Below are 22674 nucleotides of genomic sequence, written 5' to 3' on the forward strand. Positions count from 1 at the left end.
TTTAGATCCTCTGTTGCGTGCCTGGTTGTTGGAGGATATTGGTAGGGGCGATCGCACTACAAATACGCTTTTAGTAGAAGATGTGACGCTAGGCTCTGCTAAATGGATCGCTAAAGGCTCAGGGATAATTGCTGGCTTACCAGTTGCAGCTAGGGTGTTTCAGATTTTGAATGAGAAGGTCAGCTTTGTGGCGGTTGCGGCTGAAGGTGCATGGTGTGAGCCGGGACAGGTAGTAGCTGAAATTCATGGTTCGCTGGATGCCCTGCTAATGGGGGAACGGGTGGCGCTCAATTTGGCTATGCGGTTGAGTGGGATTGCTACGTTGACTAATATTTATGTAGAGAAAATTGCTGATTTACCTACTCAGTTAGTGGATACGCGCAAAACTACACCAGGGCTGAGACTGTTGGAAAAGTACGCGACTGCTTTGGGTGGGGCAATTAATCACCGCATGGGGTTGGATGATGCGGTGATGATTAAGGATAATCACATTGCGGCGGCTGGGGGAATTGGAGAAGCTGTTAGGCGTATTCGTTCTCAGATTCCTTATCCCTTGACTATAGAGGTTGAGACGGAAAGTTTAGAGCAGGTGAAGGAAGCTTTGCAGCACAAGGCTGACATTATTATGTTGGACAATATGCCTTTGGATATGATGGCTCAGGCGGTACAGTTAATTCGCCAGCAGGATAGCCGGGTGAAAATTGAAGCTTCGGGGAATGTGACTTTGGAAACGATTCGCGCTGTGGCAAAAACGGGTGTTGACTATATTTCTAGCAGTGCGCCGATTACTCAATCGAAATGGTTGGATTTGAGTATGAGGATTGTACTTTAAAGATTATGAGGTGAATTACCCTATTGCAAAGTCGGTGTAATGTCGCATTTCTGGAGGAGCTTTATTTATGTTGGGTATCACTTTACTTTACCTTATCTAGTGATGATATAGATTGCTCTCGTCTCAACGATGAATTAAAATTTATACAACTGAGTTAAGTAGAGACACTACAATTCAATCGCATTTTGAATAAAGGAAAATAATTATATGTCTAGTAGTAGCTCTAGTGAAAAGATTGCATCACAGATTGCACTATCATCATCGAAAATGGCTTTGACGGCTTTTGAGCGTCACATAGAGGAAAAGCTGAATGAGAAGACAGAAAAGCAGGAAACTGCGAACTCGAAGCCCAAGGTTAACATCAATGGAACCAAATCCTTCTAAAATCCTGCGGTTGTTTGCTGAATTGCAAGATCGTTTATACGACGGTGAGACTGTAAAGAAGGCAATTAGTCAAATATGCAGACATACAAAAGACCAAAGTATTATTAAAACTTGTCAAGCTATTGCTGAAATTCTAGAGATAGAGTTTGATAGTAATTTTGATACGGTTAACACTGATTCGCATTTCCAAGCAGTTCACAGATTGCAAAAACATCAAAACTGGGTAATAGAGAAATACCAAGAAATCCAAAAGTGTGTCAATGATTATAACTCGAAGTGGTCAGACCCTTTGCTGAAAATTATAGATACCCAATTAGCACGACTTTCACAGCTAATAATACTTCTGGATAGAGAGCCTGATATTTCTGACAAGAAAGGCAATGTAATACGTCCCAATGATTTAGTTGTGTACCTGTGTAAGGATGAGAATGATAGAGATTACGAACACTATGGGGTTGTTAGAGCAACCCCAAATGGTTACAGGGTTGCACACTTTTTCACAGGTGAGACGGTGAGGCCAGAAGGTAAAATTGTCAGGGTGGGAATCGGATATGTTCATTTAGCTTGCTACACACCAGACTGGCTGTTTAAAGAACGCCCTGAAAAAGAACATCCTGAAAAAGCTTCAGACATTCAAATTGAGGCGCGTATTCAAAAGTCGAGAGAAAAAATCCTCAGTGCAAAAGATCCTCTCTGGAATTTACTGAGTTACAACTGCGAACATTGGGCTAGAGAAATGGTGTACGATGAAGCTATAGCTACTCAGTATGAAGAGATGAGAACTAGGAAACAACTCTAAAAATTAGCCGTAGCAGACAAAAAATGTGCGATCGCCTTAAACAACAGGTTTACTAATTCGCAGTCCCATGATCACTAAGTCCCGTTCAACACTGTCAAGTTCGGCAATGTTAGGCAAATGTCCCCAGCGTTCAAAACCAAACGTTTCAAAGAGTTTTAAGCTGGGCTGATTGTGGGCAAAAATGAAGCATACTAGGCTCTTTAAACCCAAAGTAGGACTTTCGCTAATTGCTTGTGCTAAGAGTTGCCGTCCCAAGCCACACCGATGAAAGCTAGGGGCGATGTAAATACTAATTTCCGCAGTCTTACTATATGCGGGTCGCCCATAAAAGGATTGGAAACTAAGCCATCCAGCAATTACTCCGTCGACTTCGATTACCCAAAGTGGGCGTTGTGAAGGCGATCGCCCCTTAAACCAAGCAAGGCGACTTTCCACAGATACTGGTTCTAAGTCAGCAGTTGCCATGCGGCTAGGAATTGCAGTATTGTAAATTGCCACAATTGCAGGCAAGTCAGTTTCAGTCGCATGGCGAATAGTCATTGATACCGTCTCGGAAAAAATCTTCAGAAAATATTCAAAAATAATACAGTGTTAACAATAGCAATTCTACGGTTTCTAACGTAATTGTCACAGATACTTTGTCGGTAGAGATATTGTACCTTACATAAGATGATCGCTAACCCTACTAGCAAGTATGTGATGTGCCACTATAAAAGACACCACGGTTGCTATAACTAGAGGAAAATTACAAGGCACTACCTACTGTATTTGGTGTAATAGAGAAACTTTATAACTCCTTACTTTTAAAGTATAAGTTTTTATTCCTAACGCATCATTCAGTATTCATCCTAGAGAAATAGATAGTTTGATGTGTCAGAAAAAATTAAGTTTTTCCTCAGAATATTTATCTACTAGTCTGTCAAGAACTAATTGACGGATAATTTTCCTGTAGAGACGGCGATTTATCGCGTCTTTCTAACCGTCAAAATGAATTTGACAGACTACTACCACTTTTGTCAAATTGAGATAATTGAATTTTTAATTCAGTGAATATAAATATTGTAGCAACGTTTTTACTGTAAGCTTATATCGTCTAATAAAAATCAAATGCTTTAGCAGCAATACTTACAGGTAATTTAATTATATTTGTAGATATATATAATTTAGGATTATATCTAACACTAGATTGCATTTTGCAGTCATATTTACAATAACTTATTTTAAATTTGTATTAATTAGTACAAGTTATATATATAGCTAAAGACAGAGGTTTATATCATATATTAGTCCTTAAAATTAATATAAGTATCAACTCTATGGATGAAGATTAAGTAAAATTATTATGTTTATTAATTGTTTGAAAAATAATTATAAATTTACTGGTAATCCAGATAGTAATATTTTAAATGTTGTTGATATAGCACTTTTTATAGATCAGATAAAAAGTAATATTTGGCTTTTTGGTATTCCATCTTGGCTTTTCGGAATAACTGATAGAAGCGTAGCCGCATTTGCCGATGGTTATTTATCTCCTATAGAAATATTTCAGCTATTTACAGCCTCTTTCTTTTTTCTAAGTTGGCTATATCTAAAGCCGGAAGAAAGCTTTAATAGCAATGATTTCGACGCCAGGCAATATCAAGAATATCTTGATCGTACTCAAGCTAACAAGCTTCAATTAAAAAAGCTACACATGATTAGCCAGGAGTATATTTTACCTTTTCCCTATATTTGCCAAATATATCATCTATTAAACTTAAAACATTTGGAAACAGTTCATAAGTTTAGTCTAAATAATCTTAAAATTCTTAGTATTAGCAAATTTCAAACTACAAACGTCGGTGGTAAAATTACATTTCAAACTATATTAGATTCGCCAGCGAATCCTCTAAGAATTTGGCGACAACCGACTGTAGAGGTGGATTTAATATTACATACACCCTACACTGTGGAACTGAGTATTCCAGTCTACAATAAGAAAAGGATAATTGTTATATTTCATGCTTTCCCTTTGAATGACTCAGAACATCAGTTGTTTATAGATATTTATAGTGACCTAGAGTGGCCAAAGCCATTATTACAAATAATATTGCATTTTGCTTCTTGTTTGACACTCTTTGAAGATTTGCCGTATCTAAGAGCTTTAGCTGAGAAAAACATAGAGCGTTTATTCAATTTAAGTAAGACTTCAAATCACGAGAGTGCGTTGCTGTTTAAAAGGTTCGTTGAGCTATATGGTTCGAGTGGAGAAACAACTAAATTACTTGAGGGAAGGGAAGATAGTTAGGAGTTAGGAGTTTAAAACTTCTAACTTATGATTTTATTTAGGGACTTGCAAAAAATAAATTATCCCAAATTATTTGTAGATTTGTAAGGGCGCAAAGCCTTCCGCCCCTACGATGGAGTGTTTTTTAACTGAAAGTCTTTTAGTTAAGCGCGTGCTAGTAAGGGAGCAGCAGCTAGTAAGGTTTTGGTATAAGGGTGCTGAGGATTGGCAAAAATCTTTTTTGTAAGACCAAGTTCGACAATTTTACCGCTATTCATTACAGCAATACGATCGCACAAAAATCGAGCTAACCAAAGATCGTGAGTGATGAATAGATAAGTTAACTCAAACTCTTCCTTTAATTGCAACATCAAATCTAGCACTTGCGACTGAACACTGGCGTCTAACATACTCACTGGTTCATCGCAGATTAAGAGTTTAGGGTGAGTAATCAAAGCACGAGCGATCGCTACTCGTTGCTGTTGTCCACCAGACAAATCCGATGGATAACGCTCATAATACACTTCTGGCGGTGTTAACCCAACTTTATTTAGCATCCACAAAACCTGTTCTTTTGCCTTGGCAGGATTGGCTAAATTGTGGATAAATAAAGGATCTGCAATACTTTGTCCCACTGTCATAGCTGGATTGAGACAAGCATGAGGATCTTGAAAGACCATTTGTATTTGTCGCCGCGAGGAACGAATTTCTTGACGCGATAGTTTAGTTAAATCCTGTCCTAAGAACTCAACTTTGCCACTAGTAGGACGAATTAGTTGCAATATTGTTCGTGATAGTGTGCTTTTACCACAACCAGATTCCCCGACTAAGCCAAGAATTTCTCCTGAATAAATGTCCAGGTTGATCCCATCTACTGCTTTAATTGTCTGCGCTTGGGTGTTAAGCAGTCGTTCGATAAAGTTAGGTTCGATGGTGTAGTGTTGCTTAAGTTCTGTAACGCTCAAAATTGGAGATTGCTGATTCATAATCGGTAATTGCTTTTCTCCGTCATTGGCAATTATCAATTCTCCACTATCAGTTACTGCTTGAATGTGTAAAGCTGCTTTTAAAAGCGATCGCGTGTATTCATGTTGAGGTTGCTTAAATACGGTTTCTGTAGCACCCATTTCGACCATCTTACCGTTGTACATGACGCCAATGCGATCACAATACTCAGCCACCATTGCTAAATCGTGAGATATCAACAACAATCCCATGTTTTCTTCACCGCACAGGCGAGTTAATTCTTGCAATATCTGTGCGGAAACGGTGACATCTAAACTGGTGGTGGGTTCATCAGCAACAATTAACTTGGGGTTGAGAAGTAAAGCTAAAGCGATCGCTACTCGTTGTCGCATTCCACCGCTAAACTCATGGGGATACTGATTCCAGCGACTAGCGGGAATATTCACCTTTGCCAACGTAGCAAGTGCTTTTTCTTTAGCTTCCCGCGTTGATAATTGTGGTGAGTGCGCCTGAAGGGTTTCGATGCAATGCTTACCAATTGTCATCAACGGATCGAGGCGTGTCATGGGATCTTGAAAAATTAAGGCGATCGCCTCTCCCCGAAATTTCCGCAGGTGGTTAGGTGTCAAGTCAAACACCGACTGTCCTTGAAATATCACCCGTCCCTCAATACGGCTAGAGGTTGGTAGTAAACGCATTACTGCCCGTCCGATAGTTGATTTACCACAACCTGACTCTCCCACTAATCCCATTCTTTCACCTGGTTTCAAGGTGAAAGATACATCATCAACTGCCCAGCTTGCTTCTTCTCCACTCCGCCCAGGATAGGCAACTCGCAGATTTTCGATACAGAATAAGGCTTCACTCATAGTTAGTTATCAGCCCTGAGCTACCAGCTTTTATAATTTCAAATTTAGGATAGTCTATCAAATTAAGTATTAGACCTGTTTTATAAAACTTACCTAAACCTAGCCAAACTTAATTTAGTGTACCCGTAGCCATCGTGAAAAATCTCCAATCCTAGCAATTGGAGACAGCTATCGATATTCTTGATAACCACTGCTAAAGTTGATACAGCACACAACTATGATGTTATGAGTGCAAAATTTAAATCTGTAGGAACTAGAATCAAAATTAAGTCAGTAAATCAGGATTTTCAAGTTAATATTATGGAGCAAAATCAGCCAGAACAGCGGCGTGCTGCCGATCAAGTGTTTCAAGAATCCCTCGAACAGTTGGAGGATATCTTACAAGAAAGTTCGACTGAGGAAGAAGAGATCCCCCAACTGCATACTAGTACTTTCACTGAAGTCGAACTCGATCAAGACTTGATAGATATTGATTTAGCGGCTCTTGAGGACGCAGTTGCTGATATTGAACAATATCTTGAAGAAATAACAAAAACCCAATTGGGGTAAAAAGTTAAAATTTATTACTGACAAATTAGTTGCCGTTGAGCTTCGTACAACATTAAAGCGGCTGCGATTGCCACATTCAAAGATTCCACCCCAGGACTCAAAGGAATTCTGACTTGCTGATCTGCGATCGCTGCTAAATCTGCTGACAATCCAGCCCCTTCATTTCCCAGTAAAATCATACTGGGTTTTCGCCAGTCCACTTCCCAATAAGTTAAAGTCGCATCGGGTAAGGTTGCCACTACCTGCATTCCTGCCTGCTGACTTTGTTGGACTGTCGCTTTTAAATCTTCGGTTATGGCTGTTGCTAGACGAAACCATTGCCCTGCGGAAGCACGTAGAACTTTAGGACTATCTAAATCTACACTATCTCCACTGACCCACAACCCTGATGCTCCAGCGGCGGCGGCGGTGCGAATCATCGTACCCAGGTTGCCGGGATCTTGTACCGTTTCTAAAGCTAGCACTAAACCAGTCAATGGTAGTTGAGTTTGGGGTTTGCTTCGTTTTGCCGTTGCCACCACACCATCCGGTTGGACTGTGGTAGCGAGCGCATCCAAGACTTCTTGACTGACAATTTCGGCGCGATCGCATCGCCTACAAGCTTCTTTCCACAGCGAAGGATGGGCCACTTGCCAATCTGGGGTAGAACACACTGTTTCTAGTGGGTAATTGACCGCACAAGCTTCTTCTAACAGGTGTGTACCTTCTAGTAAAAATAACTGCTGCTTGTGCCTCTCCTTGGTGGAGTGTAGCTTGCGAATTTGTTTGACTAGGGAATTTTGTAAACTGGTCAACATTAAAAAGTTAGGAGTTAGGAATTAAGAGTTAAGAGTTAATTTAGTTTTCTTAAACTCATAACTCTTAATTCCTAACTTAGATAGTATGCGGAACCCGGGACTTGAACCCGGAAGCCTTGCGGCACTAGAACCTGAATCTAGCGCGTCTGCCAATTCCGCCAGTTCCGCTGATATTTATGCTTATCGACAATTTCTTATTATTGCGTTATGTTTTACCTTTGTCAAGTAAAAGCATAATACCTCGTTAAAAGTTTCTAACTGAAAACGAGTTTTTTCGGTACGAGGTCGAATCAAAATATTAACTGAACAGTACAGCAATGATTTTTAGAGAACACTTAAGTTATTTTACTGAGTATTTAATTTTGCTTAAAACTACTACTTCTTCATTCTTTTTTTTAATTTTTTAAAAAGCTCAAAAAGCCTGCTATTGCTTCTTTCTAGCCTAGTTATTCACCCAAAAAACAATTTTTTTATACAAAAACAGTGCTTTAAAACGTGGACATTTTGAATCTTTAATGTAGAATCAAAACCAACTTCAAACATATAAAATACGTATTACTTTTGGAGGTAGGCTTATTAATCCTTCTACCAGCTTACCAGATGCCAAAATTGCTCCAGAAGCAGACTCCTCAGTCTTGCAAATTTGGGGTGGGCATCCTTTGCGGGGTCATGTGAAAATTAGTGGGGCAAAAAATTCAGCACTGGTAATTATGGCTGGAGCCTTGCTGTGTCCGGGCGATTGTCGTATTCGCAATGTCCCTTTGTTAGCGGACGTAGAGCGGATGGGTCAGGTGTTATCAGCTTTAGGTGTACAATTAACACGCAAAGGTGATATTTTAGACATCAATGCTAGCGAGATTAAAACATCAAAAGCTCCCTACGAATTAGTTACCCAGTTGAGAGCGAGTTTTTTCGCCATTGGAGCCATTCTGGCAAGACTGGGAGTAGCACAGATGCCCTTACCAGGCGGTTGTGCGATTGGGGCAAGACCAGTTGACTTGCATGTTCGAGGACTGCAAGCAATGGGAGCGGAAGTACAAATTGAGCATGGCATTTGTAATGCCTACGTCCCTGGCAGCAGCCGGAGATTAAAAGGTGCGAAGATTTACTTAGACATTGCCAGCGTTGGAGCGACGGAAAACTTAATGATGGCCGCTACCCTAGCAGAGGGCGAAACGATCATCGAAAATGCTGCCAGAGAACCGGAAGTAGTCGATCTAGCTAACTTCTGTAACGCGATGGGAGCGAAGATTAAGGGCGCGGGGACTAGTAGGATTATTATCGAAGGAGTCCCCAAGTTGCATTCTGTTGACTACAGCATTATTCCCGATCGCATTGAGGCTGGGACGTTTTTGCTGGCAGCAGCAATTACCCGCTCAGAACTTATTCTCTCGCCAGTGGCTCCAGAACATCTCATCCCAGTAATTGCCAAGCTGCGGGATATTGGAGTGACAATAATTGATGAAAAGCCTGACCACTTACACATTCTGCCAGCGGAAACCCTTAAGGCAACGGATATTGAAACTCAATACCATCCAGGTTTTCCCACAGATATGCAAGCGCCATTCATGGCTTTGCTGGCAGTGGCAGAAGGCGACAGCGTAATTAACGAATCCGTTTTTGAAAATCGCTTGCGTCATGCCTCAGAGTTGAATCGCTTGGGGGCAGATATTCGTGTCAAAGGCAATGCTGCTTTCGTTCGGGGAGTACCAAAATTATCTGGCGCACCAGTATTAGGTACAGACTTACGAGCATCGGCAGCGTTAGTCATCGCCGGACTAGCAGCAGAAGGACAAACCACAATTCAGGGTTTACAGCACCTCGATCGCGGCTACGATCGACTTGATGTGAAGTTGCAGCAATTGGGGGCTAAAATCCTCCGCGTAGGCGAAACATCAACAGATGCAGAAATCGCTCCCAGCATCAGTAGCCTGTCAAGTTGAAATTGATCGGTTGAGACTGATGCGGGGATAAGAAGAATAAGGGAGACAAGGTAAAATTTTCTCCCTTGTCTGCCTTTATCTCTCCTATATATACCTTGCGATTTGCTGAATTATCCTGAGAGATAGAGGCTTTTAAGCTTTGCCCATATCTTTTTTTGATGAATATTCTGGAAAAATCTGTGTTGGCTGTTACAATATTGTTAAGAAAAGTTGCCCCTTGCATTTTGGGAATGCGCAATTGGGTTTTAACTCTCTTGAGAAGACAACGCAAAAACATTTTTTAGACCAGCTGTGGGAGGCTGGTCTTTTTGTATTTAAAGTCCTCATACATTATACTTATCGCTTTGGGTGTAATATTCATACTGTTTTATTAATTATTCTTATTGGTTTGTAATATACTTCTTTTTATCGTACTTTCTTGGATGAGATTGCAAGTTTGCGAGTATTGAATAAACTCAGTGTGCCAGACCCGAAAGCTAAGATAACTCTGAGAAGACATATTTATGTTGGTGTAATAGCGTGTCTCGAAACTTACTTGTCTGATGCGTTTATAAATACGGTGTTGTCGAACAAAGATTATTTAAGTTCCTTTTTTACCTCATTCAAAGACTTCAAAGAGCAAAAACTTGGCATGAACGAACTTCTTGACGTTGCTATTAAAGCAGAAGAAATAGCAAATAAGGCAATGTTAGAAGTCCTTTACCATAACTTACCTAAAGTTAATAAGATGTACGAGTCAACACTTAATATTGTATTTCCAAATTTTTATGAAATTCAAAAAGCTGTATCAATAAGGCACGATTTAGTACATAGGAATGGAAAGACAAAAGAGGGCAAAGAGATTATTATTGATGACATGATGGTTGATGATATTATCTCTAAAGTTGAAAGCTTCATTAGTGAAATCGATCAAAGATTGAACGAAAAAGATAACCTGAATGCTTAATTTATTTACTATTGAGCAAATCAAACCCACCCTCGCAATTTTTTATGTACCTGCGCTAGATACCACATATAATCATCAATTTTGTAATTATCAGCAGCTTTCACTATATACTCCTGAGCTAAATCAAGATTATTTTGAACTTCGTAATATAATCCCAAGTAAAGATGACTATAAAAATTTCCCTTTATCCCTTCTGACTGACCAACAATTAAAACATCATCTGGTGTACAATTTTCTCCATACAAATTATATATGTGCTGCATAATACGTCGAGGGTCATTTTTTACAGTTAGTAAAGAATTACACGCCTCTTCAACACCTAACGAACGAGCTATGCAGAGATATCGCCATACTGTTTCTTCTACATCTTGAGCATTCACTGTCAAATCTATTTCAAATTGTTCAGCGCCCTCAACAAATCTTTCTGCATAATAGTACGATAATCCCCGTTGCCAGAGGTAGGGTTTGATACGGGCATCCAATTGCTCTGCTATATCAAAATCTTGAATAGATTCATTAATCTTGCCCAGTTGAAAGTTAACCATGCCTCGACGAATGTAAGCATTGAAATTTTTCGGCTGATTGCGAATGCTTTCGTTCCACCGTTGGAGTTGATTTTCCAGAGAATTTGAAAAAAACATGAGTAACCAAGCCTATGTGAGAATTAACTAGCATATATCATCCTATGGAACATCTTAGATGAACAAAATCAGCACTATAGTCAAGCTGTTTTCTTCTCTAACTGGAAAATTATGGCATGATGCTTATTGTTTCAAGGTAAGTCTTACAATAAATCTCAAATATGAAACTGAGATCCATCCACGAGGTAGAAGAAACTACTTACAAAATTCCGTATTGTAGAATTGCTGTCTTAAAATCAGGAAAAAACGCTCGTGGTTCCCATTAGAGATAATAATCCGACAAAAATCACGCCTTATGTAACTTATGGGCTGATTGCTGTTAATGTCCTCGCTTTTCTTTATGAAGCAAATCTTCCCCCACAAGCATTAAATGGATTTTTACACCTTGCGGCTGTAGTTCCACGAGAACTCACCTTAAGCTTTGGCGGCATCTCTGTACATCAACCAGTTCCAGAATGGGCAACTTTGATTACTTCCCAATTTCTGCACGGTGGTTTCTTGCACTTAGCTGGTAATATGTTGTTTCTCTGGATTTTTGGTAACAACGTTGAAGATAAGTTAGGTCATGCCAAGTATTTGCTGTTTTACTTATCTTGCGGTGTTTTGGCATCCTTGACTCAGTGGTTCTTCGCTCAAGATTCTAGCATTCCTTCTTTGGGTGCAAGTGGTGCGATCGCAGGTGTCATGGGTGCATACATTCTCCGCTTTCCCAACGCCGAAGTTCTTGGCGTTATACCTTTAGGGTTTTTCTTCCCAACTTTCCGTGTCCCCGCATATTTCTTTTTAGGATTTTGGTTTCTCGAACAAGCCTTCTACGGACTTACCAGCCTCGAAGCACGTACCAATATCGGTATGGAAAGTGGTGGTATTGCCTACTGGGCCCATGCAGGCGGGTTTCTCTTTGGGGCAATTCTCGGCCCACTGTTGGGTTTATTTAGCGATAAATCCCAGGAAGAATCTTGGTACAAGTAATTTTTCATAGTATCTTTGTTACCCCCAATTATCCTGATTGATTTAATAGGTGAAATTGCTTAACCTTCGCAACTGCTAGGCTTACAAGCTATATTGCAGTTAGTCAATAATTTAGGAAAAACACCTGTGTTTCCCCTCTACGATGAAAATCCGACGCGAATCACCCCGTATTTCACCTACGGGTTAATTGGCATGAATATTTTAGTTTTTATTCACGAGGTGAGCCTGTCACATACACAATTGAGTCAGTTTTTAGGTGAGTATGCGGTAGTGCCTCAACAGTTAACCACCAATTTGAATGGAGAGTGGATAACGTTATTTACGTCACAATTCTTACACGGTGGTTGGTGGCACTTAATCTCAAATATGGTCTTTCTCTGGGTTTTTGGCAACAATATTGAAGATCGATTAGGTCATGCCAAATATCTGATTTTTTATTTGGCGTGTGGTGCTTTAGCTGCCTTGTGCCAATGGTTTATTGGGATGAATTCTGAGATTCCTTCCTTGGGGGCAAGTGGTGCAATTTCTGGGGTTTTGGGTGCGTACATTATCCGCTTTCCCCACGCTCAAGTCATGACTTTAATATTTTTGGGGTTTTTCATCACCACAATCAGAGTTCCAGCACTAGTCATAATTGGAATTTTTGTTGTGCAAAATGTGATATCCGGTCTTGCTACCCTACAAACAGCCGCTAATATGACCGTGCAAACTGGTGGAGTTGCATATTGGGCGCATATCGGTGGTTTTGTATTTGGGGTAATCCTTGCTCCCCTATTTGGCTTGTTTCGGCGCGACTAAATACAGCATTTCCTGAAACTTGTAGCAAAAAAATTGCTACCTTTCAATCCTCTGCGCTAACCTTCTCTACGAGACACTGCGCGTAGCTTGCTTCCCCGTAGGGGTACACTAACGCCAACGCAAATGCGATACTCTGCGTTAAAATTTCCACATTTGAAACTATTAGTTTTTGTTGGCACTCGCTGAAACTTCTTCTGACTGTTCTACCTCAGATGTAAATGTTGATGATTTTGCAACTTCTTCAGGTACAGAAACGATGATATCAGCACCATTGATAATTGCTCCCAATAACCCCAGTTCAGATTCAACCAATTGATCGATAGCTTCACCTAGCATGTTCTCTTGTGTATAGTGTGGTCGTGCCACTAGTACGATTCCATCGCTGTAGGGTTGAATTAATAAAGGATCATTGGATATGCTGAGGGGACTAGTATCTAAAATGACTAAATCAAAACGTTCGCGGACATCTTCTATCAGCCGCCGCATTTCGCTAGATTCAAGAATAGCAGCGGATTGCCGCACTGGTCCAGGGCTGGGAAGAATATATAAATTTTCAACATCAGGAACTAAACGAATACATTCACTCAAATTAGCGTAATAACGTAGGGGTTCAATAGTGGCTTCAGGGTCAGGAATTACTTTCAAGGATGCACAACGGGAAGGCGATCGCAAATCTGTTTCGATAATCAAGGTTCTTTTACCAGCACGGGCGGAAGCGACACCCAAATTATAAGCACTTGCCGTTTTACCCTCTAGGCTACTGGTGCTAGTAATCAATACTACCTTTAAGTTTTTACCACCAATCCGGCGCATATTACTACGGAATTTCTCATAAAATTCTAAATAAGGAGAATCTTGGGAAAATACTACCGGTACAGCATCTTGCTCCAAATCATCAACTGGCATTAAAGGCAATTCTCCCAACAGTACCACTTCTCGTTGCTTGAGGCTCTCGCGGATATCCTCCCTGGTTTTGAAAGTGCCTTCCAGCGCTCCCAACAAAAATATCACCCCGCCACCAATCACTACACCTAAGAAACCACCCACAGCAAGGGTAATAGGCACACTCTTCGGAGGTTTGGGATCGAGAGTGACTGCGGGGCGTCTGGCAATGCTGAGGCTGCTAGTAGTTTCTGCCTCTGCGGTTTTCGCATCGGTCAGTTTCGCCTGCATTTGGTCATAGATGGCTTTTTTGAGTCCAACCTCCTGTTCTAAACGCGATCGCTCTAATTGCTTATTGGGTATCAGAGAATACTCTCGCCGGAGTCGCGCTTCTAGTTGGATTTCTTGAGCTAGTTGTTGTTGCAGTGTCTCCCGTTGGGTTTGTAAAGCCACCATTTGGTTTGCCAATTGCTGGCGTGTTGGATCTAAGCTGCTTTGAGTGCGAATACCTGCAACGCTACCCTGAAGCGGAGCCGCCGTTCCATCACCACCTAAAACCTCAGCAGCACGTTGTTGTAGTAATTCCTCAGCAGCTTGTTTCTGACGCATTAACTGCACCATCGTTGGATGTTCCGGCCGCAAATCTTTTCTGAGTACAGCGATTTGCGATTCACTTTGATAAATTTGTGATCGTAAGTTACCAATAATTGGATCGGCACTCAAAGCAGAAGAAACATAAGCTTGTCCGACTGTTAAGCCTAACTTATTTTGTAAACTGCGAGCTTGACCATCAACCCCAGAAATAGTTAATTGAATTTGTCGTTGTAGATTTTGGCTGGCAGTAATGGCGCTTAACAAGCTGCCATTCTCTGCTGCTAATATTGCGGTTCGTTCGACGCGATCGTACTGTTCCAGCTTCTTTTCAGCAATTTGCAATTCCCGTTTAGCTTGTGGTGTGCGATCGTTAATCTTTTGAATAATTGCTTGTAATCTCCCGGTATTGATGTCACTACTCAACTTGATCATTGCTTGCATCAATTCCGTCAAGACCTGTATAGCTCGTTTGGCGTCACTATCTACATATTTCAGTTCAAAGAGAGGAGATTCTAATTCTCCACTTTTAACATTTTTTTTAGGTAGAGAAAGGGCAAGACTTGCACCGAGTTGTTTCGGTTTGACACCGACTTTCTCTGCCACACCTGCAATTATCTGGTTTGATAGTAAAACATCCTCATTCAGTTCCTTTCCTTGCTGTTGGATTTCATTACCAGTTGTAGAGAAAGAAACTGGTGGCCCACTATAACTAAGTGCGCCAGATGCTATATAGCTAGTAGGTGGCTCTGGTTGCATAGCTACCACAGTTGACCCGACGATAACTAAACCAAAACTAGCTAGTCCAATCCACTTATATTTATCAAAAGCAATAAGATAGCGCTTAACAATTGGTGGGGTCATGGTCGCTTCGCTCCAATTCAAAATTTAAAATGCAAAATTCAAAATTTAGGAAGCACCAAACTAAAGATAGTGGCTTTGATACAAGAACGCTATCAACTTCCTACTGTATATATCAGTTGATATCTTTAAGATTTTTCCATTAATGAATTCAAAAATAAGTTAGAGATATGGCTTCCTACACTCCAAACTATTTCCAGATTGTATCCTTCTTTTAAAGTTACTAATTTTATCTACCACCGACGTTGTCAAAAAATCGGAGAAAGGATTGAACATTGAAGAAAGGTTGGGTAATAGTAGTCAGGAAATTAGTAATTCTACCAATGAGGTTTCGACCAACAACAATCACATCATTATCTTGAAGTGCCACATTTTGAGACGCATCACCGCCTAGAGCTTTTTTAGCATCAAGTTTTTGGGTAACAGCTTTGCCTCGTTCTGAATCAAAGCGAACCAGAGCGATATCTCTCAGATTAGCAGTGTCTAGATTTACACCTCCCAAAGCATCTACAAATGTACTGCCATTAGGCAGTGCTTGAATGGAAAGACCACCCGCAGCGTAGTTTAAAACTCGGACTCTAATCTGTGGTGTGGCCAAAGATGAACGTGCTACCAAATTGCGGTCATAACTATCCTCATTACCGACTTCACGACGGGGCACGAGTATGGCATCTCCGTCTTGTAAGCGTAAATTCGGGATTGAACCGCCATTTTGCAGTGCTGCATATAAGTCAATAGTTTGTGAAATCACAGAACCATCGATTAACTTCCGGCGTACTTGTATCTGTCGCAGGTCTGCATTCAACGTTGAACCACCAGATGTTAGCAAAGCATCAGCAACGCGGGGTGTTGGTGAATTAATTGGATAAATTCCTGGTCGAAATATTTCCCCACTAATCGTTATTTGAACTGGTCGCGTTCCTGCTAAGGATACTACCACGATTGGATCTGGGAAAAAGCGACTCAAGCCCAGGCGAATTTTTTCTTGAGCTTCTTCCAAGGTCAAACCTTTTAATGACACCGTTCCCACTTGCGGCACAATGATGTTGCCTTCTGGACTAATTACTGCTTGAAAACTGAGGTCTGGACGCTGCGCTGCTAATGCTAAAACTATTATTGGATCGACTACATAACGATTTAAACCCAAGCGAATTTTTTCTTGAGCTTCTTGCAAAGTTAAACCTTGTAAAGAAACTGTTCCCAATAACGGCACCGCAATATTACCTTCTGGGTTGATTAAAGCTTGAAAGCTCAAATCTGGAAAGCGCTGAACCGAAACGCTAATTCCATCTCCTATACCTAAACGGTATGGCCCAGGAGGACGCTGAAGCACAACACCAATTGCATCTCCTGGTCCCAAGAGGTAGCGGCTGAGTTGCGGGGAAATTTCGTCATTTGCACCTGGAGGTACAACCTCAGTACCTGGCAAAGGTGAGGGGAATTGCTCTGGTGATAGTCCTTGAGATGGAAAAGGCTGGGCAACAACAAGCTGGATAGGTGTTGTTAAGAAAACTCCTACTTGAAGACTGACAAAACACAGGGCGCTGAATCCACGCATATAATAACTGGTATCTATGAACATCGGTGCAGAAAATATTGATATAGAAATTAGTCGCGCCGAGTGGTTATTTTACTCTAAGAATGCCTTCAATGTCTCTTTTATCTACAAGTATTTACTAAAAGAAAGAGAAGAATTTTGCTAAATTTAATTTCTAACTTCATATTGTTAACATCTTTTAAGTGAGTTTTAGCCTGAACACAATTTATAGAGATACTTTTGATGAATCTCTGCACAAGAGAATCTATAACAGACTCTACAAAGGGCCTGCCATTAATCCAGCTTGCACTGTTTCCCCAATAGACTGGGCTAAAGACCAAGATGTTTCTACCTGCCCCAAAGGTTCCATTGGAATCAGAATGCTCACGCCAACCCAAGGAGTGCGTTGCTTGCGCCACTGTGCCACTTGATCTGCCAAGAACCAGTGAAAAGGTGATGGATTTCCGCCGTCTGGCATCGCATACCATTGCAAAACAGCGAAGGTTTGCTGTGGTGTTGAGGCGCGAAAAAACCTAGCTTCTACTTTAGTTTCGACATTAGAAGCCAACTTTGCAGATGGTTTCACAGTAAATTCTGCAGAACGGGATTGAGCTACATCCCACTTTCCCCAGCGTGACCTTCCCCAGCCATTAACGTCTGTCCACTCTACCTCTGGTTGATCCATAGGCCCATTTTGCGGCAACAAAAGCAGGATTGCTTGGGATTCGGAACCTTCTTTTTTAATTACCTGCAATGACCAATTATGTTCGCCAATTTGCTGTTCTGCTTGTTCAATGGTTTGCCAACCAGGAAGGGTTAACCCAGTCTTGCGGATCTGTTTTAATTCGTGGAGGGTAGGAACAGGGGGCGGCTGTTTCCATTGCCAGTGTCCTGTCAGATATCCGGGAACCCCTGCCATTGCTAGCAGCAGTAGCAATAACAGAAGTGCTGCTACCTGAGTCAATTGGTTTTCCTTGAAAAATTTAGAGAAGGAAATCATCAGTAAAATTTGCAATACTTAGGCAAAATTTTACTTTATAAAATCACATTGTGAGTTCAGTAATATTTAGGACTTACGTATAAGTGATGAAAAATTAAGGGAGTTGGAAGAGACGCGATTAATCGCGTCTCTTTTAGGGAAATGAGGGAGATGAGGGGGATAAAGAGAATAACCAATGCCCCATGCCCAATGCCCAATGGTTCTAACTTTCTGCCTCTTGCTCAGTTTCTAGAGATGCTGAAAAATAGGTATTAATCCAATTTAGTAAGGGCACTAGTGACACCAGCATACAAGCAGAGTAAAGATCGCCACCCCAACCTTCATGCAGCCATTTAAAAGCCGCTTCTTGACCCGTACCGTGAAAGAAAGTCAGTAAAGTATTACGAATGATATTGGCACTAATACTAACGATCGCAGCAAGAGATAAAAACGATATAGTTGTCCGCCGTGAAGACAAAGCATCTGTCCAATAAAGCAGCATCAAGCCCACGTAGACAGTAGTAAACAACATTTTCAGCCCTGCACAATAGGGAGCAACTTCTACAATCCGTCCTCCCACGTAAAGATTTATCTCATCTACGGTTACTTCCATACCAAATTGATTCAGTATGAAACCTGCTGTGCCAGCGATGAAGCTTTGCAGAGGCATGGTATAGGGAGCAATGAGATAGGGTAATGCTGTTGGGGTTGCTAAAAATACTAGTAGTAGAGGGAATCCTTGTAATTGCAAACCTGCTATTCCCTTAAACCACAAGCATAATCCTACTAATATAACGGGCAAGGAAAGGTTAACCCACTCTGTAACACCGCTAAGATAAAAAATTGCCCCTAATAACAATAAAACAGCGCCCAAAGGATTAATGGTATCTGGTAAACGTCTCCACTTTTTCCGGTTCATCCAGCCCAGATAAGCCGCAAATGGTAGACCAATAATCCCGTGGCTGAAATATTCGTGTTCTGTACTGATATTTTTGTGCAGCCAACCATCCAACCAGTGTAGCAATATCGGAGCATAAAGCAGCAGCAAAACGCCTAAAATAGCTAGATTTAACAAGCCTGATGCGTTTATATTTTTAACCTGTTGCTGGAGTGCCATGATTTTCAGTATTAGTCATTGGTCATTGGTCATTGTCATTAGTCGCTTGTACTGAGCGTAGTCGTTCGCGCAGCGTCTCGTAGACAAGTGCAGCCTCTCCAAGAGTTGTATTGGTCATTAGTTTTAAACAAAGGACAAATGACAGTCCTAACAATTTAGAGGCAGATTAGGGATGAATTAACTTCAAGCTACTACGCTGCCAAGGTCAGCAGGAGATAGGTTATCTGCCTTATAACTTGTTGAGACTGCATTGGCGATCGCTGCTACAACTTCTTTAACTTGGCTACTACTCAAACCAGGATACATCGGTAATGATAATATTTGCTTTGACAACTTTTCTGCTTGGGGAAAATCTCCCGGTTGATAGCCTAAGTTAGTGAATGCTGGCTGAAGATGACAAGGAATTGGGTAGTGAATACCAGTTTGAATTCCCGCCGCTGTGAGTTTTTCCTGGAGTTGCTGGCGTTCTATTGGGCAAGAATCATCTACTTTAATCACATAAAGATGATAAACGTGTCCTGTATCACTTTGATTTTCTATAGGGATAATCCCGGCACTTGCCAAGGGCGCTAGTTCATTATCATACTGCTGGGCAATAGTCAGGCGATCGCGATTCCACTGGGGCAAATATGGGAGTTTTTTGTGCAAAATTGCTGCTTGTAAAGTATCCAAGCGGCTATTCGTACCTGGTTCAGTATGAAAATACTTTTGCGATGCACCATAATTTCGCAAGCGCACCATCTTCTGGGCTACATCTGAATCTCGTGTCAGCAGCATTCCCCCATCCCCAAATGCTCCCAAATTTTTGCTGGGATAGAAACTAAAAGCTGCTGCTATTCCTATTGAACCAGCGTAATATCCGTCTCTTTGGGCGAGATGTGCTTGGGCGGCATCTTCAAAAATTAGGAGTTTGTAGGTATCGGCAAAGTTTACTAGATCGCGTGGTGATACCATCTGACCATAGAGATGCACAGGGATGATTGCTTTGGTTTGAGGCGTAATTGCCTTTGCTGCTTCTCTTAAATCAATTAAAGCAGTTTGGCGATCGCAATCTACCAAAATGGGCTTGGCGCCAGCACGTAGCACCCCAATTAAGGTGGCGATAAAAGTATTTGCAGGTAAAATCACTTCATCGCCAGTACCAATATTACACGCTTGTAATCCCAGAGCGATCGCATCTGTTCCTGATGCCACACCAACTCCATAAGCTGTACCAGATACTGCGGCAAATGCTGCTTCAAAATCTGAGAGTGCTTGCCCTAAAATAAAATCTCCCTGTTCCAATACAGATTGGATTGCATCTTGCAACTGCGTTTGAATTGGTTCATGTTGTAACTTCAGGTCTACAAAAGGAACTCTAATAGTCATTTTATTCATTACCAGTTGTCCTCAAAAAATGTTTCCTCACATGGAAAAAATAGAAAACCTCGTACAATTTTCAGCGTAAAATTGTAATAAATTTAATCTATTGGATAAAGACTTAGATCAACTATTTAGTCGCTTATGGGTAATTCAAAATCACGCCATCTTAATTTGAGCGCCCAAAGTTGCCATCAGACTTCTCTGAAGCCGCCACTCCAACTTCTCTCAAAATTCAAAAAGTTCAGAAACTGAGCTTTTCAATAATTTGGTAGCTTGCTAATCCGTAGGGATATGGTTGGTCTATTTAGGTCATCCTGCACTAGGATTATCATCTCTGGGTGCTAGCTGTTATCAGTAAAATGTCTATATTTAATTACACTAACATCTATTTTTTTAAGTAAATTTACTTTGAATGTTCCAGTAAAAATTTTCCCTTATATACATAAACAATGACAGCCCCTTTGTATTGTATCCTTAGCATTAGCTTACCCTGGCTGAATCCAAATCTAACGCAGTCTGATTGTAAAATCTCAAGCAATAAAGACTACATCAGTGCTAAATAAAGAACATTCAGCACCAGTAACTAGTAACTACCAGACAGCACATCTTGGCTTAATGGAAGGGAGAAAAAATTTTTGCCCTAAATTTGTTTGTCAGAGGCAAAATTAGGGAATGCTTAAAAATAGCAATTGATAACCTAGAAATAGGACTTGGATCAATTACACGATCAAGAAATTATTAAGGTAGCAGTGGCAATGATAGAGCCTGAAAACAAATTATTTGCCCTAAAGGATGGTTGGGATTCTCATGAATCAAGAGAACAGCAACGCCTCAAAGCTTTGTCCGATTTAGGTTTGCGGCAACCAGAAACAATTCCGGTTTTTGAAGAAGCCACACAGACTGCTGCCCACTTTTTGGAAGCACCAATTTCCATATTGGGATTTGTGGATCAGGAACGCCATTGGTTCAAATCGGCAGTAGGCTTATCTAGACTGGGACTAATGAATCATTTGGCACAAAGCCGCCAACTACTACGCCGGGAATCATTTTGCACTCAGGTAGTAGAGAGCTTTCAAGTATTTGTAATTAATGATACGCATAAACTTACTGATCCAGTACTTGCTGGCAGCAAGTTAGTGCAAGATTATGGTATTCGTGCTTACTTAGGAGCGCCATTAATTGATGCTGATGGACATTGTTTAGGTGCATTAGCGGTGATGGATTTAGTCCCGCGCAATTTTACAACCCGAGACATTGAGTTTTTACAAATCATTGCTCGTTGGAGCATGAGTGAATTTGAACGTAACCGACTCCTGCAAGGGAAACTCGAATCAAGTACTCTCAAGAACGTTCCGATATTTTCACTTAATGAGGAACGTAACACTGAGATTAAAATCACTGCATCCACTCAAGATAGCGATTCTGTTTCTACTAAGCAACTGAAGCTAGAACTTTTGAGTCAGCTAACTCAGGAGTTACGCACGCCCTTAACATCTGTACTCGGTATGGCTAGTGTTTTAGGACGTGAGATTTATGGGCCTTTGACGACTAAGCAGAGAGAATATTTGGAAATTATCCAACACAGTGGTCGCTACTTACTTTCCCTAGTAAACGAAATTACCGAACTAGGAGCTATGGATGAAAACTCAACTGTGCTAAATCTAGCTCCTGTGGATATTGAAATGTTATGCCAACAAGCTATCAATACCCTAGAAGAAGTAGCTAATCGCCGTGAGCAAGATATTCGCCTGTCTATAGAACCGGGACGCAATCGCATTTGGCCTTTAGATAAAGACAAGGTGCGACAAATGCTTTATCATCTGGTTTTCAGTGTGATTCAACTTTCGGCTACAGGTAGCATTGTTCGTATTCATGTTTCTTACAAAGAAGATACGCTCAACATTACTATTTGGGTTTCCCATCCCTGGTTAGGGGATGGCATAACAGAGGTCGATCCTTACTTCCGTCTCAATTCTTTGTCGCTGCTGGAGCTTACAGGTGAGGTAGCAACTTACAATACTCATACAGAAAGACAAGAACAACTAGATACTTCATCAGTAGCAGTGGAAAATTCCAAAAACTTGAGTGATTCCCACTCAAATTTCTTTGCTACTAGTTCAGGTATAAATTTAGCTAAATTACATGGAACCTTTTCTCGTGAAAGCTTAGGTCTATTACTAAGTTGTCAACTGGCAGAATTGCATGGTGGACATATTTTGATTCAAGGTTCACCAGAATCAGGATATCGTTATGTGCTTTCTTTGCCACTGCAACTAGCGACTTCCTCACAAGCAATTAGCGATGTCTAATCGTGGGGATTGGGGACTTGTACTGAGCGACTTGCCCTGAGCGCAGTCGAAGGGAGCCGAAGTATTGGAGATTGGGAAAGACGTATTTTCTATCTATATTTTATTAGTTCGTAGCAAATTCTCTGTGTGCTTCTGCGCTTACCTATACCTTTAAATTTCAACCCTCAATTCGCCACCATTTTACGTCAATAGGACTCCGATTTGATTGTTGAAAACATACTGAGACTCAAAAGCCTGTTTTATCAGGGTTTGATCTGAAATCTTGTTCAGAAAT

At 40.9% G+C, this 22674-nt stretch carries 19 protein-coding genes and 1 tRNA gene; 10 read left to right on the forward strand and 10 right to left on the reverse strand.

What is annotated here, in order from left to right:
* The 3 genes from nadC to HWQ40_RS13980 all read left to right on the forward strand — a co-directional run.
* A partial coding sequence (gene nadC / locus HWQ40_RS13970; protein WP_292778668.1) for a carboxylating nicotinate-nucleotide diphosphorylase occupies positions 1 to 832 on the forward strand: 832 nt, incomplete at its 5' end.
* Positions 833 to 1039: 207 nt separating this feature from the next.
* Positions 1040 to 1216 (forward strand): hypothetical protein, encoded by a 177-nt coding sequence (locus HWQ40_RS13975; RefSeq protein ID WP_292778670.1) that lies wholly within the window; start codon positions 1040 to 1042, stop codon positions 1214 to 1216.
* Positions 1197 to 2015 (forward strand): hypothetical protein, encoded by an 819-nt coding sequence (locus HWQ40_RS13980; protein ID WP_292778672.1) that lies wholly within the window; start codon positions 1197 to 1199, stop codon positions 2013 to 2015. The genes HWQ40_RS13975 and HWQ40_RS13980 overlap by 20 nt, the downstream gene beginning before the upstream one ends.
* Positions 2016 to 2051: 36 nt before the next feature.
* Here HWQ40_RS13980 and HWQ40_RS13985 read toward each other — a convergent pair whose 3' ends face one another.
* Positions 2052 to 2555: a GNAT family N-acetyltransferase gene (locus tag HWQ40_RS13985; protein WP_292778673.1), complete on the reverse strand. Its 504-nt coding sequence runs from the start codon at positions 2553 to 2555 to the stop codon at positions 2052 to 2054.
* An 802-nt stretch (positions 2556 to 3357) separates the two neighbouring features.
* Here HWQ40_RS13985 and HWQ40_RS13990 point away from each other — a divergent pair.
* The gene (locus HWQ40_RS13990) at positions 3358 to 4302 is read left to right on the forward strand and encodes a hypothetical protein (RefSeq protein ID WP_292778675.1); all 945 of its coding nucleotides are present in this window, start codon (positions 3358 to 3360) and stop codon (positions 4300 to 4302) included.
* 143 nt (positions 4303 to 4445) lie between these two features.
* Here the strand turns inward: HWQ40_RS13990 and HWQ40_RS13995 are convergent, their stop codons facing one another.
* Positions 4446 to 6116 carry an ABC transporter ATP-binding protein gene (locus tag HWQ40_RS13995; RefSeq protein WP_292778677.1) on the reverse strand — a complete coding sequence of 557 codons (1671 nt, stop codon included), beginning with the start codon at positions 6114 to 6116 and terminating at the stop codon, positions 4446 to 4448.
* Positions 6117 to 6341: 225 nt separating this feature from the next.
* Between HWQ40_RS13995 and HWQ40_RS14000 the strand changes: the two genes are divergently transcribed.
* Entirely contained in the window at positions 6342 to 6665 is a 324-nt protein-coding gene (locus HWQ40_RS14000) for a hypothetical protein (protein WP_334984017.1), read from the forward strand.
* 14 nt (positions 6666 to 6679) lie between these two features.
* On the opposite strand, the gene HWQ40_RS14005 is transcribed toward HWQ40_RS14000, so the two are convergent.
* Positions 6680 to 7462, reverse strand: coding sequence for an RNA methyltransferase (locus tag HWQ40_RS14005; RefSeq protein WP_292778679.1), 783 nt, complete (start codon positions 7460 to 7462; stop codon positions 6680 to 6682).
* 86 nt (positions 7463 to 7548) lie between these two features.
* A tRNA-Leu gene (locus HWQ40_RS14010) sits at positions 7549 to 7630 on the reverse strand.
* A gap of 407 nt (positions 7631 to 8037) precedes the next feature.
* Between HWQ40_RS14010 and murA the strand changes: the two genes are divergently transcribed.
* Together murA and HWQ40_RS14020 are read left to right on the forward strand one after the other, a co-directional pair.
* Positions 8038 to 9405 (forward strand): UDP-N-acetylglucosamine 1-carboxyvinyltransferase, encoded by a 1368-nt coding sequence (gene murA / locus HWQ40_RS14015; protein WP_292778746.1) that lies wholly within the window; start codon positions 8038 to 8040, stop codon positions 9403 to 9405.
* Between the two features lie 460 nt (positions 9406 to 9865).
* Positions 9866 to 10351: a hypothetical protein gene (locus HWQ40_RS14020; RefSeq protein WP_292778681.1), complete on the forward strand. Its 486-nt coding sequence runs from the start codon at positions 9866 to 9868 to the stop codon at positions 10349 to 10351.
* Positions 10352 to 10371: 20 nt separating this feature from the next.
* Here HWQ40_RS14020 and HWQ40_RS14025 read toward each other — a convergent pair whose 3' ends face one another.
* On the reverse strand, positions 10372 to 10992 hold the full coding sequence (locus HWQ40_RS14025) for a hypothetical protein (protein ID WP_292778682.1): 621 nt from the start codon (positions 10990 to 10992) through the stop codon (positions 10372 to 10374).
* 252 nt (positions 10993 to 11244) lie between these two features.
* Between HWQ40_RS14025 and HWQ40_RS14030 the strand changes: the two genes are divergently transcribed.
* Complete coding sequence (locus HWQ40_RS14030; RefSeq protein WP_292778684.1) at positions 11245 to 11964, forward strand: rhomboid family intramembrane serine protease; 720 nt, start codon at positions 11245 to 11247, stop codon at positions 11962 to 11964.
* 126 nt (positions 11965 to 12090) lie between these two features.
* Complete coding sequence (locus HWQ40_RS14035; RefSeq protein WP_292778686.1) at positions 12091 to 12762, forward strand: rhomboid family intramembrane serine protease; 672 nt, start codon at positions 12091 to 12093, stop codon at positions 12760 to 12762.
* Between the two features lie 162 nt (positions 12763 to 12924).
* Here the strand turns inward: HWQ40_RS14035 and HWQ40_RS14040 are convergent, their stop codons facing one another.
* The 5 genes from HWQ40_RS14040 to HWQ40_RS14060 all read right to left on the reverse strand — a co-directional run bounded on the left by HWQ40_RS14040 (position 12925) and on the right by HWQ40_RS14060 (position 20106).
* Entirely contained in the window at positions 12925 to 15099 is a 2175-nt protein-coding gene (locus HWQ40_RS14040) for a polysaccharide biosynthesis tyrosine autokinase (protein ID WP_292778688.1), read from the reverse strand.
* Between the two features lie 226 nt (positions 15100 to 15325).
* Positions 15326 to 16678, reverse strand: a complete 1353-nt coding sequence (locus HWQ40_RS14045) for a polysaccharide biosynthesis/export family protein (RefSeq protein WP_292778689.1) — start codon at positions 16676 to 16678, stop codon at positions 15326 to 15328.
* A 232-nt stretch (positions 16679 to 16910) separates the two neighbouring features.
* Positions 16911 to 17633, reverse strand: coding sequence for a cyanoexosortase B system-associated protein (locus HWQ40_RS14050; protein ID WP_292778691.1), 723 nt, complete (start codon positions 17631 to 17633; stop codon positions 16911 to 16913).
* A gap of 202 nt (positions 17634 to 17835) precedes the next feature.
* On the reverse strand, positions 17836 to 18729 hold the full coding sequence (gene crtB / locus HWQ40_RS14055) for a cyanoexosortase B (RefSeq protein ID WP_292778693.1): 894 nt from the start codon (positions 18727 to 18729) through the stop codon (positions 17836 to 17838).
* Between the two features lie 183 nt (positions 18730 to 18912).
* Positions 18913 to 20106: a DegT/DnrJ/EryC1/StrS aminotransferase family protein gene (locus tag HWQ40_RS14060; protein WP_292778695.1), complete on the reverse strand. Its 1194-nt coding sequence runs from the start codon at positions 20104 to 20106 to the stop codon at positions 18913 to 18915.
* A gap of 740 nt (positions 20107 to 20846) precedes the next feature.
* On the opposite strand from HWQ40_RS14060, the gene HWQ40_RS14065 reads away from it, so the two are divergent.
* A complete protein-coding gene (locus HWQ40_RS14065; protein WP_292778748.1) occupies positions 20847 to 22400 on the forward strand; it encodes a GAF domain-containing sensor histidine kinase in 1554 nt (517 codons plus the stop codon).
* Positions 22401 to 22674: the final 274 nt, after the last annotated feature.

The organism is Nostoc sp. NMS9 (assembly GCF_017114995.1).
In the GTDB taxonomy this organism is placed as follows: domain Bacteria; phylum Cyanobacteriota; class Cyanobacteriia; order Cyanobacteriales; family Nostocaceae; genus Nostoc.